The following is a 15,525-nucleotide window of genomic DNA, read 5'->3' on the forward strand; positions in this document are numbered from 1 at the left end:
GCGCGATGCCAATCTAGAACAACAAACAACTGAACACCACGATTCAGAATCACAAATTCGCGGAGCTTGCGGAGCGAATCATGGAGCACAGTCACTTCACCCCGCCCGCGGTCAGCCCGGACACGAGGTGCTTCTCGATCATGGCGAACAGTGCCACAACGGGCAGGATGCCGATGATCGACACCGCGAACACGTACTGCCACGCCGACTCGTACTGCCCGATGAACCTGGTCAGCGCCACGGTGAGCGGCTGGTTGGTGTCCGTCGGCAGCAGGATGAGGCTCGCCGCGAACTCGTTCCAGCACGCGATGAACGTGAAGATGACCGCGGTGACGATGCCCGGCCACACCAGCGGCAGCATGATCCGCCGCATCGACTGGGTACGGCTGCAGCCGTCCAGCCACGCCGCCTCCTCGATCTCCTTCGGCACGGTCGCGAAGAAGCTGTGCATGATCCACACCGCGAACGACAGGTTGAACGCCGCGTTCACGAGGATCATGGCGAGCCAGGTGTCGTTGATCTCCAGCGAGACGAACTCGCGGAAGAGGCCGGACGCGAGCACGGTCGGCTGCAGCATCTGCGTGACCAGCACGAGCAGCATGAACGGCAGCTTCAGCCGGAAGCTGTGCCGCGCCGTGTAGTAGGCGGCCGGCAACGCCGCGACCAGCGCCAACGCGGTGCCGCCCAACGAGATCACCACGGTGGAGAGCAGGTTGCTCGGCAGCGGCGTCTCCGGCGTGCTCCACATGTTGACGAAGTTGTCGAACCGCCAGTCGCCTGGCAGGTAGTCCGGCGGCACCTTCAGGATCTCGCGGCGGGACTTGAACGCGCCGGAGAGCATGATCAGGTACGGCGCGAGGAACACCAGCGCGACGATGGTGCCGACGATCGTCAGGCCCCACCGCTTCCGCTCCGGCTTACGCGGCACCGGCGGCTTCGCGGTGACGACGGTCTTCGGCGGATCGAGCACTGCTCCCCTGGTCACGCGTTCACCTCCCGCATCGGCTTGACGACCTTCAGGTAGATGCCGATCACCACGAGGATCACGACGAAGTTGACCACCGACAGTGCACTGGCCGTGTCGATCTGCCGGTCGGCCTGGATGAGCTTGAACATCAACGTGGTCGTGGTGTCGGCGTCGTTGCCGGGGATCGAGCCGGTCATGGTCTTGAGGATCGGCAGCGAGTTGAACACGTTGATGATGTTGATGATGGCCGCGACCGCGAGCGCGGGGCGCAGCATGGGGAACACGACCTGCCAGTACGTCTGTACCTTGCCCGCGCCGTCGATCTGCGCCGCCTCCAGCACGTCGCCGGGGACGGTCTGCAGGCCGGAGAGCACGACGAACGTCGTGAACGGCACCGACACGAAGACCGCGACCGCCATGGCGGACAGGAACCCGGACGTCGCGTTCTTGAGGAACCCGTACGGCTCGTCGAGGATCCCGAGGTCCACCAGGAGGTGGTTGATGATCCCGTAGAACGGGTCCAGCCCGTAGACGAACACGGTCGAGGTCATCACGACCGACGCCGCCCACGGCACGATGATCACCATGCGGAGGATCTTGCGGCCGGGGAAGCGTTTGTTCAGGAACTGGGCCAGCACCAGGGAGAGGAGCACGGTCGCCAGCACCGTGCCGAACGTCCAGATGAGCGTGTTGGTGAGCACCTTCGGCAGCGGGTCGAGCCCGAACACCCTGCTGAAGTTCTCGAAGCCGGCCCAGCCGCGGTCCTTGCCGAACCTCGACAGATCGCGCAGCGAGGTGTAGATCATGAAGCCGACGGGGAAGATCACCACCCCGCCGATGAGGATCAGCGCCGGTGCCAGCCACGGGAGTGCCTGCAACGTCGTCTGCCGGCGTGCGTGCCGTTTCAAGGCTTTGTTACGTGTGGTCGCCACGGAGCGCCTCCTGGGTGTCGGCGCGGGGTCCCGGTTTCGACCGGGATCCCGCGCCACCCGTTTCTCGTTCGTCCGCGGCTCAGCCGCTCGCGTCGGCCTTTTCCTGGATCGTCGCGAGGACCTCGTCGACCGGCTTCGTCTCGATCGAGCCCACGTCCGACTTGAACGCGCCGGAGGTCTGGGCCCACGCCGGGTTGGTCGCCGGGTAGAACTTGGCGTCCGGCAACGACTCGAGGAAGATCTTCAGCTCCGGCTTGCTGGCCGCCGCCTCTGCGCCGGACTTGGTGGCCGGGATGAAGCCCTCGTTGTCGTTGAACTTGACGTAGTTGTCCTGCTGGTAGAAGAAGTCCAGGAACTTGGCGATCGCTTCCTGCTTGTCGCCGCCGTTGTCGAAACCGACGAAGTAGTCCGCGACACCCAGCGTGACCGGCTCACCGTCCTTTGTGGGGCTCGGCGCGATGTCCCAGTCGAGATCCGGGTTCTTCTCGTTGATCTGACCGACGATCGGGGGCAGGCCCTCGATCATGCCGATCTTGCCCTGGATGAACACGTCCAGCAGGTTCGTGCGGTCGGTCGCGCCGGGGTTCGGCTGCGTGGCACCCTCGTCGATCATGCGCTTCATGAACGTGAGGGCTTCCTTGGCCTCCGGCGTGTCGATCGTCATCTTGCCGTCCTTCTCCCAGGACGCGCCGGCGCCGTACGCCCAGATGGACGTCTCCGCCTGCGCTTCCTCTGAGCCGAGCGGCATGCCGTAGCCGTACGTGCCGTTGCCGAGCGCCTGGATCTTCTTGGCCGCCTCGAGCAGCTCGTCCCAGGTCTTCGGCGGGGCGGTGATGCCGGCCTGCTGGAAGAGGGTCTTGTTGTAGAACAGCGCGCGGGTCGACGCGACGGTCGGCAGGCCGTACGCCTGGCCGTCGATCTTCGCGCTGTCGATGAACGACGGCTCGATGTCCGCGTAGGTCTCCTTGGAGACGATCTCGTCCGCCTTGTAGAGCATGTCCTCCGCGCCGTACGCGGGGCCGGCGGCGTCGAGTTCGAGGATGTCCGGCGCCTTGTCGTTCTGGATCTTGGTGTCCAGGACGGTGTAGATGTCGTCCCAGCTCTGGATCTCGAGCGTGACGTCGATATCCGTGTTCTTGGCCTCGAAGTCCTTCACCAGTTGCTCCCAGTACGGCTTCGTCTTGTCGCCGTACGAGGGCACCAGTAGGTCGAGAGCGACTTTGCCGTCGCTGCCGCTGCCTGAGTCGCTGCCGCAGCCGGCGAGCCCGAGCGCCGCGGCGGTCGCCACCGCGACAACTGTTGTGACGCGCCTCAAGATGTCCTCCGTTTCCGCCTGGCCGGTCCGGTCCGCCTGGCTGGGTCACCGTCCCCGACCGTGAGGTCCCGAACGGCAGATTGGTTTATACCACTTGTTCGCCACGCCGCCCTCCGATCGTCCTCAACTGGTTACGTGGGCACCGATTTTCGCAACACGACGCGAACACGTTGCGTCACCTCGTCGACGGTGCCGGTGGTGGTGAACCCCGCCGCGAGCCGGTGTCCGCCACCGCCGAGCGCCACGGCGACCGCCCGCACGTCGACCGCGCTCCTCGCCCGCAACGAGCCCGTCCACTCACCGGGTGTCATCTCCTTGAGCACCAGGGCGACTTCGGCTTCGACGGTCGTGCGTAGGACGTCCACAACCGACTCGACCTCCTCGAGCCGCACGCCCGCCATGTCGTCGCGATGGACCGACGTGTGCACGAAACCGAGCCCGCCCGCCTCGTCCGGCTCCAGCACGGCGCGGGCGAGCACACGCCCGAGCATCGGCAGCCACGCGAACGGGTGCGCGTCGAGCAGAGTCATCAGGCCCGGATCCGCACCGGCCTCGATCAGCCGGGCCGCGATCTCGTGGGTCCTCGGGGTGGCGCGGCGGAACGAGCTCGTGTCGGTGGCGAGCCCGACGTACAGGCAGCGGGCGATGTCCGCGTCCAGTTGCTCACCGAGCTCGTCCAGCACGGCGAGCACCAGCACGGCCGTGGCCTCGGCCGTGTCGTCGACGACATGGTGGGTGCCGAAGCGGGTGTTCGAGGCGTGGTGGTCGATGACCAGCACCTGGCCGCTCGTCGCCACCCGGTTCTCGAGCCAGCCGAGCCGGGCGGCGCTGGCGGTGTCGAGCGCGACGAGGAGCTTCGGATTCTCCGGGACCTCGTCCGCCGGCACGACCAGGCCGGCCACGTCGAGCACACGGAGCGTCTCCGGCACCTCGGCGGGCGGCCCGAACGACACCCGCACGGTCGCCCCGCGTCTGCGGAGGGCGAGACCGAGCGCGAGGGCGCTGCCGAGGGCGTCGGCATCGGGGTTGACGTGCGCGAGCAGGGTCACGTCGGTCGCGGTCCTGAGCAGCTCCGCGGCCGCGCGAAGATCGGCGGTCAGCACTCGCACAGCCTCACGCAACACGGGTGTTGGCGTCCAGCGCAGGATTTTGACAGGTACCTGTCAATGTGGCTAGTTTGTCCCGAGTGACCGGACTGAGCCCAGGTGGTTGGGCATTCACCGAGCTGCTGGTGGAGGTGTTCCGCGTCAACGGACTGCTGCTCGCGGCGGGGGACGAACTGGCCCGGCCGGCCGGGCTCACGAGCGCGCGCTGGCAGGTGCTTGGCGTGGTCGACCACGGCCCGTCGACCGTCGCGCAGGTGGCCAGAGCCATGGGGTTGACGAGGCAGTCGGTGCAGCAGACCGCCGACGCGCTGGTCCGCGACGGTCTGGTCGAACTCACGGACAACCCGAAACACCGCAGGGCGAAGCTGATGACGCTCACCCCGGCGGGCCGCTCCGCGCTGCGGTACGTCGAACGACAGCAGGCGGCGTGGGCGAACGCGGTCGCCGAGCGCCTGCCACACGCCGAGCTCCGCGCGTGCCTGAGCGTGCTCCGCGACCTGGGCGACTTACTGGAGGCACCCGATGGCGAATGAAGTGACCATTCCGCTGCTGCCGCGCTCGTCGATCGACGAGATGGTGGCGTTCTACGAGGTGCTCGGCTTTCGCCGCACCTACCGGCAGACGAAGCCGAACCCGTACGCCGTGGTCCGCCGCGAGGACTGGGAACTGCATTTCTTCGGCATCGACGGTTTCGACCCCGAGACGTCGTACGGCACCTGCGTCGTCCAGGTGCCGGACATCGGCGTGGTGCACGCGGCGTTCGCGGAGGGTTTGCGTGCCCGGTACGGAAAAGTGCCGGCACAGGGCATCCCCCGCATGACGAGACCACGCCGCCGCAAGAACGTGGACGAGGTGTCGGGGTTCTCGGTCGTCGACCCGGGCGGGAACTGGATCCGAATCTTCCCGGCCGGCAAGCCGACGGAGGATGCCGAGCCGGCGAGCAAACTGCGCGTGGCACTGGACAACGCGGTCGTACAGGGCGACAGCAGAGGCGACCACACCCAGGCAGCCAAAATCCTGGACGGTGCCCTGACCCGAAGCACCGACGCGCCCGCCGTGGATCGGGTGGAAGCACTTGCCTACCGAGTAGAAATCGCCAGACGAACAGGCGACACCACCCGTGCCGAGGCAGCACTGGCAGACCTACACGCCGTCCCCTTAACCGACACCGAACGCGCACAGGTAGCCGAGACTCTGAACGCCCTCGAAGACCTGACCTGCCCCCGCAAGTGTTGCCGCGCCCGCCGGACACATCGACATGCCCTCGGTTGCCGCACATGTCGCCAGCTCGCGTCGCCCCGCATGTCGCAGCTCGCCCCGAGGCCCCCGTTCTTGTCGGTGCCATGCCGTAACGTGAAAACCGGGGGCCCCCGGCGCACGAGAGTCCCATTCGCTCGGGTTCGCCGGGTGAACTCGTCCCCAGTTACCTTCCCGGAGTCACAAACCGTCGGTGGTTTCCGCTAGTGAGGAGCACCGGCAGTTCACCCCACCCAACCCGAGCGAAAGTCCCACTCATGCCGCCGGGGGCCCCCGATTTCCAGCCTAGTCGCGGGCACCGACAACCACGGCCAGGACAGTGCGTGGCTGTGGACAACTGGGGCAGCTGTGGACAACCGCGGTCTCGAGCAGCCGAAATGTCGGCGGCATGCCGTAGGCTGGAAACCGGGGGCCGGAGGCTACTCCGCTGTCAGGCACGGGGACTCCGCGCTCAGCAGCAGCTCGCCCTTCTCGTTGTCCCGCAACGACATCCGGAAGCCGTCCGACGCGCTCTCGACCCACACGTAGTGCCGTTCCGGGCGCAGGTCGTCCAGTAACTCGAAGCCGTGCGACTCCCACCACGTGAGCAGGCTGTCGAAGTGCCGGTCCTCGCTGACGACGCCGCGCACCCAGTAGGTGCTGGTGACCATCACCCGCTCCGGCTCACCCTCACAGGCCACAGAGGACGGTGGCGCGGCCGACTGCAGTTGGGCTTCCGAGGGCAGCGCCTCCGCGGCGCGCCGCACGTAGCTCTCCACGCGGTCGTAGGCCTCCGACTCGGTCACGGAGTTGGGCTCGGCCCGGCCCGCCCCGCAACCGGTCAACAGAAGAGCGACGATGAGCGCCGAGAACCGGCGCCTCATCGCGGGCGGTCTGGCCACGGTGCCCGCCTGCCGCCCTTCCGTGCCGCCGAGCCGAGTAACGCCGTCGAGACCACGAATGCCGCAACCACAAGCACAACCACCTTCATCGGGTCCAGTACGAGCCGTGCGTCGAGGGCGGAGACACGTGAATGATGTCGCTAACCGCGGCCGAGGTATAGACCTCGCCCGGCAGAACATCGCCAACGCCGGCAACGATTGGGACGCGCCCGCTGATGCGCTGGTGCCCGCCGGGGCGGAACTCGAGTAGAAATACCCCGGGCCGCGATGTCCACAGTAGACGGAGCCAAGTTCACGAAAACGCGGGGTTTAGGGCGTGAACAGGACTTTTGCCACCTCGCGGGCCGACGCGGTGACGTCTTCGCCCAGGTCGGCGGGGAGGGCACCCGTCTGCCAGAGGGTGGCGAAGCCGTGCACCAGGGACCACGCCGCCACGCCCGTCACCCGCGCGTCCCGGCCGGTGCGGGCGGTTTGGGCGTGGACGCCTGCGGTCAGCGCCTCCCGTGCCCGGTTACGGGCGGTTACCACCGCCGGGTCGTCGGGGTGGTAGGCGTCCGGGCGGAACATCACCTCGAAGTGCGCCTTGTACGTGACCGCGAACCGGACGTACGCGACCCCCGCCTCGACGAACTCGTCACCCGCCGCCGCGAGGGCGTCTGCCAGCAGCTCGTAGCCTTCCGCCGCCAAAGCGGTGAGCACGCCCGCCTTGTCACCAAAGTGATGGATCGGCGCCGCGTGGGAAACACCAGCGCGCCGGGACAACTCCCGCAGGCTCAACCCCGCCGACCCGTGCGCGGAGATCGACTCGATCGCGGCATCCAGAATCGCGCGACGCAGATCGCCATGGTGATACGGCATAGCCGCCATCTTACCGTTGTAAAGATAACGGTCATCACCCGATCGTGGACCGCAGTCGCCATGATGCACTTAGGAGACGTTGCAGCTGTTCGATTGGAGGCGAGCATCGTGTCGGTCGCGTACGAGCACCCCATCGGCCCGACCACGGTCGATGACTGGCTGACGCGAGAACATCCGACGGATGACTCGCGCCTCGAGCTGATCTTTGGATATCTTCACGTGAGCCCAGCACCAACCTCGAACTCGTCGTCGAGATCTGGTCGACGGGCAACACGCGAGCCGAGCGGGACACCAAGTCCGCCGTCTACGCCGATGCGGGCGTGCCCTACTTCTGGGAGATCAGCGACTCTCTCACGCTGGCTACGCACGTGCTCAAGGACGGTCAGTACGTCGAGGACCTGACCGCCGGGCCAGGGACCACGGTGACTGTCAACGCCGCGCCCGTGCCGGTGACCTTCGACCCGGCGATCCTGCATCCCTGAGCGTCAGTCGGCGTCGTCCTCCGGGCGGGGGGCCCGGTACGGGTCCGGGTCGCCGGCTGGTTTCGCGCCGTTGGCGAGGCGGGCCACCTCGGCGTCCGCCGCGGCAGCGCGGGCCAGGAGGTCGTCGATGTGCTTCGCGTCCTCCGGGACGGTGTCCGCGACGAACGTGAGGGTCGGGGTGAACCGGACGCCGGTGCCGGCGCCGACCATCGAGCGCAGCACGCCCTTCGCCGACTCCAGTGCCGCCGCCGCGCCCGCGAAGTCCGGTGCGGCGTCGATCTTGTCGCCCAACACGGTGTAGTACACGGTCGCGTCGTGCAGGTCACCGGTGACCTTGGTGTCGGTGATCGTCACTCGGGCGAGCCGAGGGTCCTTCACCTCGTGTTCCAGTGCGGACGCCACGATCTGTCCAATGCGCTTGGCGAGCTTGCGGGCGCGTGGTGCGTCAGCCACGACGAAACTCCTTAGTCCTCGGGGCCCAGCCAGCGACGGCGTGCCGACAGCAGATCCAGTTCGGGCCTACCCGCGACAAGCCGCTCACACGCGTCCAGCACGTCGTCCACGTGCGCCGCGTCGGCTGCCACCACGGCGACGCCGATCAGCGACCGGCGGTGCTTGTCCAGGTGCCCGGCCTCGGCCACGGTCACTTCGAACTTGCGCTTCAGTTCGGCGATCACCGGCCGCACGGCCGACCGCTTCTCCTTCAGTGAGCGGATGTCGCCGAGCAACACGTCCAGCTCGAGAGCCCCCACGTACAACGGAAATCCTTTGAGGAACGAGCCCGGTGCCGCCCGCGAAGGCGGCACCGGGGAACAGTCAGTCGCGTGGCTTCTCGCGCAGCTCGTAGGTCTCGATGATGTCGTCGATCTTGAGATCACCGTACGAACCGAGCGTCAGACCACACTCGAAGCCCTCCCGGACCTCGACCGCGTCGTCCTTGAACCGGCGCAGCGAGCTGACCGGCAGGCTCTCCTGGACGACCACGCCGTCGCGGATGAGCCGGGCCTTGGCGTTACGCCGGATCTCGCCGGAGAGCACCATGCAACCCGCGATCGTGCCGACCTTCGAGGACTTGAACACCTCGCGCACCTCGGCGCGCCCGAGCTCGACCTCTTCGTAGACCGGCTTGAGCATGCCCTTCAGAGCCTGCTCGATCTCGTCGATCGCCTGGTAGATGACCGAGTAGTACCGGATGTCGATGCCCTCGCGGTTGGCCTGCTCGGAGACCTTCGCCTCGGCGCGGACGTTGAACCCGAGGATGATCGCCTCGGAGGCGATCGCCAGGTCCACGTTGGCCTTGGTGATGCCACCGACACCGCGGTCGATGACGCGCAGCTCGACCTCTTCGCCCACGTCGATCTTCGTGAGCGCGTCCTCGAGTGCCTCGACGGTACCCGAGTTGTCGCCCTTGATGATCAGGTTGAGCTGGCTGGTCTCCTTCAGCGCGGAGTCCAGGTCCTCGAGGCTGACCCGCTTGCGGCGCTGGGCGTTGGCCGCGTTGCGCATGCGGGCGGCGCGCCGCTCGGCGATCTGCCGGGCAGTGCGGTCCTCCTCGACCACCAGGAAGGTGTCACCCGCGCCCGGCACCGACGTGAAGCCGATGACCTGGACGGGCCGCGACGGGGTCGCCTCGATGACGTCCTCGTTGAACTCGTCGACCATCCGGCGCACGCGGCCGTAGGCGTCGCCGGCGACGATCGAGTCGCCGACCCGCAGCGTGCCGCGCTGGACCAGCACCGTGGCGACCGGGCCGCGACCGCGGTCCAGGTGCGCCTCGATGGCGACGCCCTGCGCCTCCATCTCCGGGTTGGCCCGCAGGTCGAGCGCCGCGTCCGCGGTGAGCACGACCGCCTCGAGCAGCCCGCCGATGTTGATGTTCTGCCGCGCGGAGATGTCGACGAACATCGTGTCGCCGCCGTACTCCTCGGCCACCAGCCCGTACTCGGTGAGCTGCTGGCGCACCTTCTGCGGGTTGGCGCCTTCCTTGTCGATCTTGTTGACCGCCACCACGATCGGCAGGCCGGCGGCCTGCGCGTGGTTGATGGCCTCCACCGTCTGCGGCATGACGCCGTCGTCGGCGGCGACCACGATCACCGCGATGTCCGTGGAGTTCGCGCCTCGGGCACGCATGGCGGTGAACGCCTCGTGACCCGGGGTGTCGATGAAGGTGATGAGTCGCTCGTTGCCGTCGACCTCGACCGCGACCTGGTAGGCGCCGATGTGCTGGGTGATGCCACCGGCCTCGCCCTCGTGCACGGTCGTCTTGCGGATCGTGTCCAGAAGTCGCGTCTTACCGTGGTCGACGTGACCCATGACGGTCACGACCGGCGGCCGCGCCTGCAGCTCCTCCTCGCCACCGGCGTTCTCGCCGTAGGAGATGTCGAAGGAGTCGAGCAGCTCGCGGTCCTCCTCCTCCGGGCTGACGACCTGCACCTTGTAGTTCATCTCGGTGCCGAGCAGCTCGAGGACGTCGTCGGAGACCGACTGCGTCGCGGTGACCATCTCACCGAGGTGGAACAGCACCTGCACCAGCGAAGCCGGGTTGGCGTTGATCTTCTCGGCGAAGTCGGTCAGCGAGGCGCCACGCGGGAGACGGATGGACTCGCCGTTGCCCTTGGGCAGGCGAACACCGCCGACGCTGGGCGCCTGCATGTTCTCCATGTACTCCTGGCGCTTCTGCCGCTTCGACTTGCGGCCACGCCGGGACGGCCCACCGGGCCGACCGAACGCGCCCGCCGCGCCACCGCGACCACCGCCGGAGCCGGGACGGCCGCCGCCACCACCGCCGCGGTAGCCACCGCCACCGCCGGCCGGGGCACCGCCGCCACCGCCACCGCCGCCACCTGGGCGGAAGCCACCGCCGCCGCCACCGCCGCCACCGGGACGGAAGCCACCGCCGCCACCGCCACCGGGACCACCACGGGCGCCGCCACCGGGACCGCCTCGAGCGCCGCCACCAGGGCCGCCTCGGGCGCCGCCACCGGGACCACCACGTCCGCCGCCACCGGCGGGACGGGCCGGGCGGGGCGGCATCATGCCTGGGTTGGGCCGCGGCGGCATGTTGCCGGGCGACGGCCGGGGGCCGCCGGCGGGCGCGTTGCCGCCGCCACCGCCACCGCGCGGGCCGGGGGCCGGGCGGTTCTCACCTGGTCGGGCCGCGCGCTCGCCACCGGGCGCGCCCTGTCCACCCGGCCGGGGGCCGGGGGTGGGGCGAGCCGGCGGGGCGCCGGCGCCGACACCGAACGGGTTGTTGCCGGGCCGCGGCGCACGCGGGCCGGGCTTCGGCGACTGCCGCTTGGGCGGCACGACCTGGCCACCGCCCTGGTGGGCGCCACCGGCGTTGGGCCGGCTGGTGCCACCTGCGTTGGGCTGCTCGTCCCGCGCGGCCGCCGCCGGCTGCTGCGGCTGCGGTTGCTGCTGCGGCTGCTGCTGGTGCGGCGGCGTTGGCGCCGGCGGTTTCGGCCCCGGCCTGGGGCCGGACGGGCGGGGTGCCGCGGTCTCGGTCTTGGTCTCGGTCTCGACCTTCGCGGGGGCCGGCGTGGCCGGCTTCGGTTGCGCCGGACCCGGCTTGGCAGCCGGCTTCGGGACGACACTCTGTGGTGCCACCGGTTGGGTGACCTCCGGCATACTGGGCCTCGCCGCCGGCTTCGGCTGCGTCGGGGTGGGGGTGGGGGATGACCTGCGTGCGGATGCGTCGGACCTCGCCGAGCCACCCGCCTTGGGGTATGCGTCACGCAACCGCCGGGCCACGGGGGCCTCGACGGTGGAGGACGCCGACTTCACGAACTCACCAAGCTCCTTCAGCTTCGCGAGCACGTCCTTGCTGGTTACACCGAGCTCCTTCGCAAGCTCGTGTACTCGGGCCTTGCCTGCCACTGCTCTCCTCGTCCGAGTGAGGCCGGCGGCACACAGCCCGCGCGACCTCGTCCTATCGTCTGGCGTTCATGGCTTCAGCTTCACGGCTGACTCATGACGGGTCGACCTGCTTTCGTTCGTCCAGCCCGGCTCGAGAAGATCCCGTGCCGGTCGTGCGGTGAACCAGCGCCTCCAGCTGGGCTTGGAGGCGACCAGTGTCGAGCTCACCCGATGCGCGTAACGATCTGGCAAACGCGCGCCGTCGCTCGGCCTTGCTCAGACATCCGAGATCGGGATGTACCCACGCTCCGCGACCCGGAAGTGACCTTCTCAGATCGAGAGCGAGTTCCCCACCCGATTTCACGACTCGGAGCAACTCACCGGCCAAAGCCCTGTCCCGACAGCCGACACAGGTGCGCACCGGGCCGTTGGCCGGTGCAGACTCGTGCGGGGACGCCGGTCCAGTGCGATGAACCACTAGTGAGTCTATCTCGTCCCCCTCAGTCAGCCGAACCCGATGCCGGTGCGACCTGTCCCACTCCTCCGGACGGCCGGTGAGGGCCAGGTGAGTCGGTCGGGTCAGGTGGCGCGGCGTCGCTTCGGATGTCGATCCGCCAGCCGGTCAGGCGGGCGGCCAGGCGGGCGTTCTGGCCCTCCTTGCCGATCGCCAGCGACAGCTGGAAGTCCGGCACGATGACCCGGGCGGTCTTGGCCCGCTCGTCGATCACCCGTACCGAGATGACCTTCGCCGGCGACAGCGCGTTGCCGACGAACGTCGCCGGGTCGTCCGAGTGGTCGATGATGTCGATCTTCTCACCGAGCAGCTCGCTCATCACGTTGCGCACCCGTGCTCCCATGGGGCCGATGCACGCGCCCTTGGCGTTGACGCCCGGGACGGTGGACCGGACCGCGATCTTGGAGCGGTGCCCCGCCTCGCGCGCGACGGCCGGGATCTCGACCGTGCCGTCGGCGATCTCCGGGACCTCGAGCGCGAACAGCCTCCGCACGAGATTGGGGTGCGTGCGTGACAACGTGATCTGGGGTCCCCTTGTTCCCCGGCTCACGCCCAGCACGTAGCACTTGATGCGGGTGCCGTGCTCGTAGCGCTCGCCGGGCACCTGCTCGACCGCGGGCAGCACGCCCTCGGTGTCGCCGACCTGGACCACGACCATGCCACGCGAGTTGGCACGCGCGTCCCGCTGCACGACGCCGGCGACGATCTCGCCCTCCTTGGCGGAGAACTCGCCGAAGGTCTTCTCGTTCTCCGCGTCCCGCAGGCGCTGCAGGATGACCTGGCGCGCGGTGGTGGCGGCGATCCGGCCGAAGCCCTCTGGCGTGTCGTCCCACTCGCCCTGCGGCTCGCCGTCCTGGCCGAGCTCGTAGGCGACGACGCGGACGATGCCGGTGCGCTTGTCGATGTCGATGCGGGCGTGGGGCTGGTGGCCCTCGGTGTGCTTGTACGCGGTGAGCAGCGCCGTCTCGATCGCCTCGATCACCGTGTCGAAGGGGATGTCCTTGTCGCGCTCGATCGCACGCAGCGCCGCGATGTCGACATTCACCTCGATCCCTCCTCATGTGCCAGTTTGGCGATCTCGGCCGCTGGTGGCTCTTTGAACTCCACCTCGATGACGGCATGCTCTATCTCGGTGTACCCCACTCGGCGTAATTCACCGTCCACCAGTAGCTCGACTCCCGTGTCGTCCGCTTGGCCGACACGGGCGGTGAACTTCTCGTCGGCGCAGCGGACGGCGACCTTGCGCAGCCGTGCGCGGCGCCAGTGCCTCGGCTTGGTCAGCGGGCGGTCGAGTCCCGGGGACGTGACTTCCAGCGTGTAGGCGCCGGCGAGGACGTCGTCCTGGCTGTCGAGAGCCTCGGAGACGATCCTGGACACGTCGGCGACCTCGTCGAGCCCGATGCCGTCGTCACCGTCGACGACGATCTTGACGAGCCGGGTGCGGCCCGCCTGCTGGACCTGCACCTGTTCGAGCTCGAACCCGGCACGCGCGACGGCGGCCGCGACGAGCGGCTCCAGCCGTTCGCCGACGTCACCTGTGCTCTGCCGCTGACCGGGCACCTGCTGCTCCTTGCTCTTGTGGACGTTCACCTTGCGTGGTTGCCAAGCGTATCTCGTCTGCCCCGACCGCCTGGGTCCGAGCAGGCATGGTGCGTCCGACCGGGTGGTGGTGGGCCTGGCAGTATGACGGCCTGTGATGGTCTCCCGTCGTACGGTGCTGCGGTTGGGCGCGGTGGCGGCCCTGGTCCCGGTGGTGGCGTGTACGCCAGAACCGGAACCTCCCCCGCCCCCGGACCCGCTTGCCGACCTCGCCGCCCAGGCCCGTGCCGACGCGGCGCTGGCGAACGCGATCGCGTCCGCGCAGCCCGCCGTCGCCGCCGCGGCCACCGAGATCGCGCAGGCGCGTGCCGAGCACGCGAAGGTGTTGCAGGCCGAGGTGGACCGGGCCCGACCGCCCGTGTCCTCGTCGTCCTCGAAGGCGCCGACCGCGCCGCAGGCGCCCGCGGACGGCGTCACCGCACTGGTCGACGCCCTCACCACTGCGGAGAAGCAGGCCGCAGACCTGGTGCCGTCGGTGCCCCGCTACCGCGCCGGCATGCTGGGCTCGGTGGCGGCCGGGTGCGCGAGCCTGAAGGTGGTACTGACATGACCGCGCCCATGGACGCCGGGGCGGCGTCGGCCATTCAGGACGCGCTCGGCGCCGAGCATGGCGCGCTGTGGGTGTACCGGTTGGTCAGCGCGTTCCTTCCGAACGACTTCGACGCGGCGGTCCAGGAGGGCACGAACGCGCACCGCGCCCGCCGCGACGCGACCGAGTTGCTGCTCGGCAACGCCGGGCAGAACCCGAGGTCGGCCGAGCCCGCGTACGTCACGCCGCAGCCGGTGACCGACCAGGCGTCGGCGATCGCCGTGCTGGTGGTGGCGGAGGCGGACGTGACGGTCGCCTGGCGGGCGGTGCTGGAGCGCACGGACGACAAGGATTTGCGCTCATCGGCGCTGGCCGGGCTGACAGACGCCGCCGTGCGGGCGACCCGCTGGCGCCGCGCGGGTGGCCAGTCACCGTCCACTCCCCCGCTGCCCGGCGCACCCGCCTGAGAAGTCAGCTCGAGCCGGACTCGGCGTCGATCTCGGGGCCCTTGCGCAGCGCGTCCTCGCAGACGGCGTCGAGGATCTTCTCGTCGGCCGTCTCGTCGCCCTTGTCCTTCGGGTCGAAGTCGGCCTCGACGATGATCACGTCGCGCCCCTTCTGCGTCGACGCGTAGCCCCCACCGCCGGCGAGCGAGGTCAGGCCGTCGATCTTGACCAGCTGGTCCTTCACCACGTCACTGACGTTGCCGGTGCCGTTCTTGTCGGTGAGGTCGCGCAGCTCCGCGGCCTTGTCCTCGCTGGGCATGGTGACCACCGAGACCGACGCGTAGACCATGCGGCCGCCGTCGACCTCGGTCTGGAACAGCTGCCGGGTCAGGCGCTCGCACGGATTGGTCTGCAGGAACCGCTGGATGTCGTCGTACGCGTGCTTCGCGCAGTTCGTGTCGACGTCCGGCTTCGGCGTCCCCTTGTGCGGCTCCAGCGGGTACAGACCCGTGGACTGTGTGGGTTTCTCCTCGCCGGCCGGATTGGTCGGGGTCGTCGTGGTGTCATCGATGAAGTAGTTCCAGACCAGGCCGGATATCACCGCGACGGCGACGAGGCCGGCGATGCGAAGCGTCCACTGAAGGCCCTTGTTCTTGGCCGGTGGCGGTTCTTCCTGGCGGAACTGGATCGGCGGCGGCTGTTCGGGCCGCCACTGCGGTTGTTGCCCAGGGTGGTAAGGAGCCGACACGGAAGGCACCGTAACCGCATACACAATTGTGAACCA

19 protein-coding genes are annotated in these 15,525 nt (G+C 68.9%); 6 read left to right on the forward strand and 13 right to left on the reverse strand.

Annotated features, from left to right (window positions below):
- Positions 1-91: 91 nt before the first annotated feature.
- The 4 genes from VF106_RS28605 to VF106_RS28620 all read right to left on the reverse strand — a co-directional run bounded on the left by VF106_RS28605 (position 92) and on the right by VF106_RS28620 (position 4,323).
- A complete protein-coding gene (locus VF106_RS28605; RefSeq protein WP_330842960.1) occupies positions 92-985 on the reverse strand; it encodes a carbohydrate ABC transporter permease in 894 nt (297 codons plus the stop codon).
- Positions 982-1,899 carry a carbohydrate ABC transporter permease gene (locus tag VF106_RS28610; RefSeq protein WP_330842961.1) on the reverse strand — a complete coding sequence of 306 codons (918 nt, stop codon included), beginning with the start codon at positions 1,897-1,899 and terminating at the stop codon, positions 982-984. The genes VF106_RS28605 and VF106_RS28610 overlap by 4 nt, the downstream gene beginning before the upstream one ends.
- A gap of 79 nt (positions 1,900-1,978) precedes the next feature.
- Entirely contained in the window at positions 1,979-3,187 is a 1,209-nt protein-coding gene (locus tag VF106_RS28615) for an extracellular solute-binding protein (protein WP_330842962.1), read from the reverse strand.
- A gap of 158 nt (positions 3,188-3,345) precedes the next feature.
- The gene (locus VF106_RS28620; RefSeq protein WP_330842963.1) at positions 3,346-4,323 is read right to left on the reverse strand and encodes a DHH family phosphoesterase; all 978 of its coding nucleotides are present in this window, start codon (positions 4,321-4,323) and stop codon (positions 3,346-3,348) included.
- 77 nt (positions 4,324-4,400) lie between these two features.
- On the opposite strand from VF106_RS28620, the gene VF106_RS28625 reads away from it, so the two are divergent.
- The gene (locus tag VF106_RS28625; RefSeq protein ID WP_330842964.1) at positions 4,401-4,853 is read left to right on the forward strand and encodes a MarR family winged helix-turn-helix transcriptional regulator; all 453 of its coding nucleotides are present in this window, start codon (positions 4,401-4,403) and stop codon (positions 4,851-4,853) included.
- Positions 4,843-5,784 (forward strand): bleomycin resistance protein, encoded by a 942-nt coding sequence (locus VF106_RS28630; RefSeq protein ID WP_330842965.1) that lies wholly within the window; start codon positions 4,843-4,845, stop codon positions 5,782-5,784. Before VF106_RS28625 ends, VF106_RS28630 begins: the two co-directional genes overlap by 11 nt.
- A 212-nt stretch (positions 5,785-5,996) precedes the next feature.
- On the opposite strand, the gene VF106_RS28635 is transcribed toward VF106_RS28630, so the two are convergent.
- Complete coding sequence (locus VF106_RS28635) at positions 5,997-6,440, reverse strand: hypothetical protein (protein ID WP_330842966.1); 444 nt, start codon at positions 6,438-6,440, stop codon at positions 5,997-5,999.
- A gap of 145 nt (positions 6,441-6,585) precedes the next feature.
- Between VF106_RS28635 and VF106_RS28640 the strand changes: the two genes are divergently transcribed.
- Positions 6,586-6,708, forward strand: a complete 123-nt coding sequence (locus VF106_RS28640) for a hypothetical protein (protein WP_330842967.1) — start codon at positions 6,586-6,588, stop codon at positions 6,706-6,708.
- A gap of 59 nt (positions 6,709-6,767) precedes the next feature.
- On the opposite strand, the gene VF106_RS28645 is transcribed toward VF106_RS28640, so the two are convergent.
- Entirely contained in the window at positions 6,768-7,325 is a 558-nt protein-coding gene (locus tag VF106_RS28645; protein ID WP_330842968.1) for a TetR/AcrR family transcriptional regulator, read from the reverse strand.
- Between the two features lie 200 nt (positions 7,326-7,525).
- Here VF106_RS28645 and VF106_RS28650 point away from each other — a divergent pair, with 200 nt between their 5' ends.
- Positions 7,526-7,798, forward strand: coding sequence for a Uma2 family endonuclease (locus VF106_RS28650; protein ID WP_330843045.1), 273 nt, complete (start codon positions 7,526-7,528; stop codon positions 7,796-7,798).
- Between the two features lie 3 nt (positions 7,799-7,801).
- Here VF106_RS28650 and rbfA read toward each other — a convergent pair whose 3' ends face one another.
- The 6 genes from rbfA to rimP all read right to left on the reverse strand — a co-directional run bounded on the left by rbfA (position 7,802) and on the right by rimP (position 13,757).
- Complete coding sequence (gene rbfA / locus VF106_RS28655; protein ID WP_330842969.1) at positions 7,802-8,251, reverse strand: 30S ribosome-binding factor RbfA; 450 nt, start codon at positions 8,249-8,251, stop codon at positions 7,802-7,804.
- Between the two features lie 11 nt (positions 8,252-8,262).
- On the reverse strand, positions 8,263-8,556 hold the full coding sequence (locus VF106_RS28660; protein ID WP_330842970.1) for a DUF503 domain-containing protein: 294 nt from the start codon (positions 8,554-8,556) through the stop codon (positions 8,263-8,265).
- A 58-nt stretch (positions 8,557-8,614) separates the two neighbouring features.
- The gene (gene infB / locus VF106_RS28665) at positions 8,615-11,674 is read right to left on the reverse strand and encodes a translation initiation factor IF-2 (RefSeq protein ID WP_330842971.1); all 3,060 of its coding nucleotides are present in this window, start codon (positions 11,672-11,674) and stop codon (positions 8,615-8,617) included.
- 91 nt (positions 11,675-11,765) lie between these two features.
- Complete coding sequence (locus VF106_RS28670) at positions 11,766-12,131, reverse strand: YlxR family protein (protein WP_330842972.1); 366 nt, start codon at positions 12,129-12,131, stop codon at positions 11,766-11,768.
- A 22-nt stretch (positions 12,132-12,153) separates the two neighbouring features.
- Positions 12,154-13,212 carry a transcription termination factor NusA gene (gene nusA, locus VF106_RS28675; RefSeq protein ID WP_330842973.1) on the reverse strand — a complete coding sequence of 353 codons (1,059 nt, stop codon included), beginning with the start codon at positions 13,210-13,212 and terminating at the stop codon, positions 12,154-12,156.
- On the reverse strand, positions 13,209-13,757 hold the full coding sequence (gene rimP / locus VF106_RS28680; protein WP_330842974.1) for a ribosome maturation factor RimP: 549 nt from the start codon (positions 13,755-13,757) through the stop codon (positions 13,209-13,211). The genes nusA and rimP overlap by 4 nt, the downstream gene beginning before the upstream one ends.
- Before the next feature lie 106 nt (positions 13,758-13,863).
- On the opposite strand from rimP, the gene VF106_RS28685 reads away from it, so the two are divergent.
- Both VF106_RS28685 and VF106_RS28690 read left to right on the forward strand, forming a co-directional pair.
- On the forward strand, positions 13,864-14,316 hold the full coding sequence (locus VF106_RS28685; RefSeq protein WP_330842975.1) for a hypothetical protein: 453 nt from the start codon (positions 13,864-13,866) through the stop codon (positions 14,314-14,316).
- Complete coding sequence (locus tag VF106_RS28690; RefSeq protein ID WP_330842976.1) at positions 14,313-14,762, forward strand: ferritin-like domain-containing protein; 450 nt, start codon at positions 14,313-14,315, stop codon at positions 14,760-14,762. The genes VF106_RS28685 and VF106_RS28690 overlap by 4 nt, the downstream gene beginning before the upstream one ends.
- A 4-nt stretch (positions 14,763-14,766) precedes the next feature.
- On the opposite strand, the gene VF106_RS28695 is transcribed toward VF106_RS28690, so the two are convergent.
- Positions 14,767-15,489 carry a hypothetical protein gene (locus VF106_RS28695; RefSeq protein WP_330842977.1) on the reverse strand — a complete coding sequence of 241 codons (723 nt, stop codon included), beginning with the start codon at positions 15,487-15,489 and terminating at the stop codon, positions 14,767-14,769.
- Positions 15,490-15,525: the final 36 nt, after the last annotated feature.

This window comes from Actinophytocola sp. (assembly GCF_036378875.1).
In the GTDB taxonomy this organism is placed as follows: domain Bacteria; phylum Actinomycetota; class Actinomycetes; order Mycobacteriales; family Pseudonocardiaceae; genus Actinophytocola.

Excerpts from the sequence above, each read along its gene's own strand:
- VF106_RS28685 (WP_330842975.1), top strand. The coding sequence starts at position 13,864 with ATGGTCTCCCGTCGTACGGTGCTGCGGTTGGGCGCGGTGGCGGCCCTG.
- VF106_RS28630 (WP_330842965.1), top strand. The coding sequence starts at position 4,843 with ATGGCGAATGAAGTGACCATTCCGCTGCTGCCGCGCTCGTCGATCGAC.
- VF106_RS28645 (WP_330842968.1), bottom strand. The coding sequence starts at position 7,325 with ATGGCGGCTATGCCGTATCACCATGGCGATCTGCGTCGCGCGATTCTG.
- VF106_RS28635 (WP_330842966.1), bottom strand. The coding sequence starts at position 6,440 with ATGAGGCGCCGGTTCTCGGCGCTCATCGTCGCTCTTCTGTTGACCGGT.
- VF106_RS28690 (WP_330842976.1), top strand. The coding sequence starts at position 14,313 with ATGACCGCGCCCATGGACGCCGGGGCGGCGTCGGCCATTCAGGACGCG.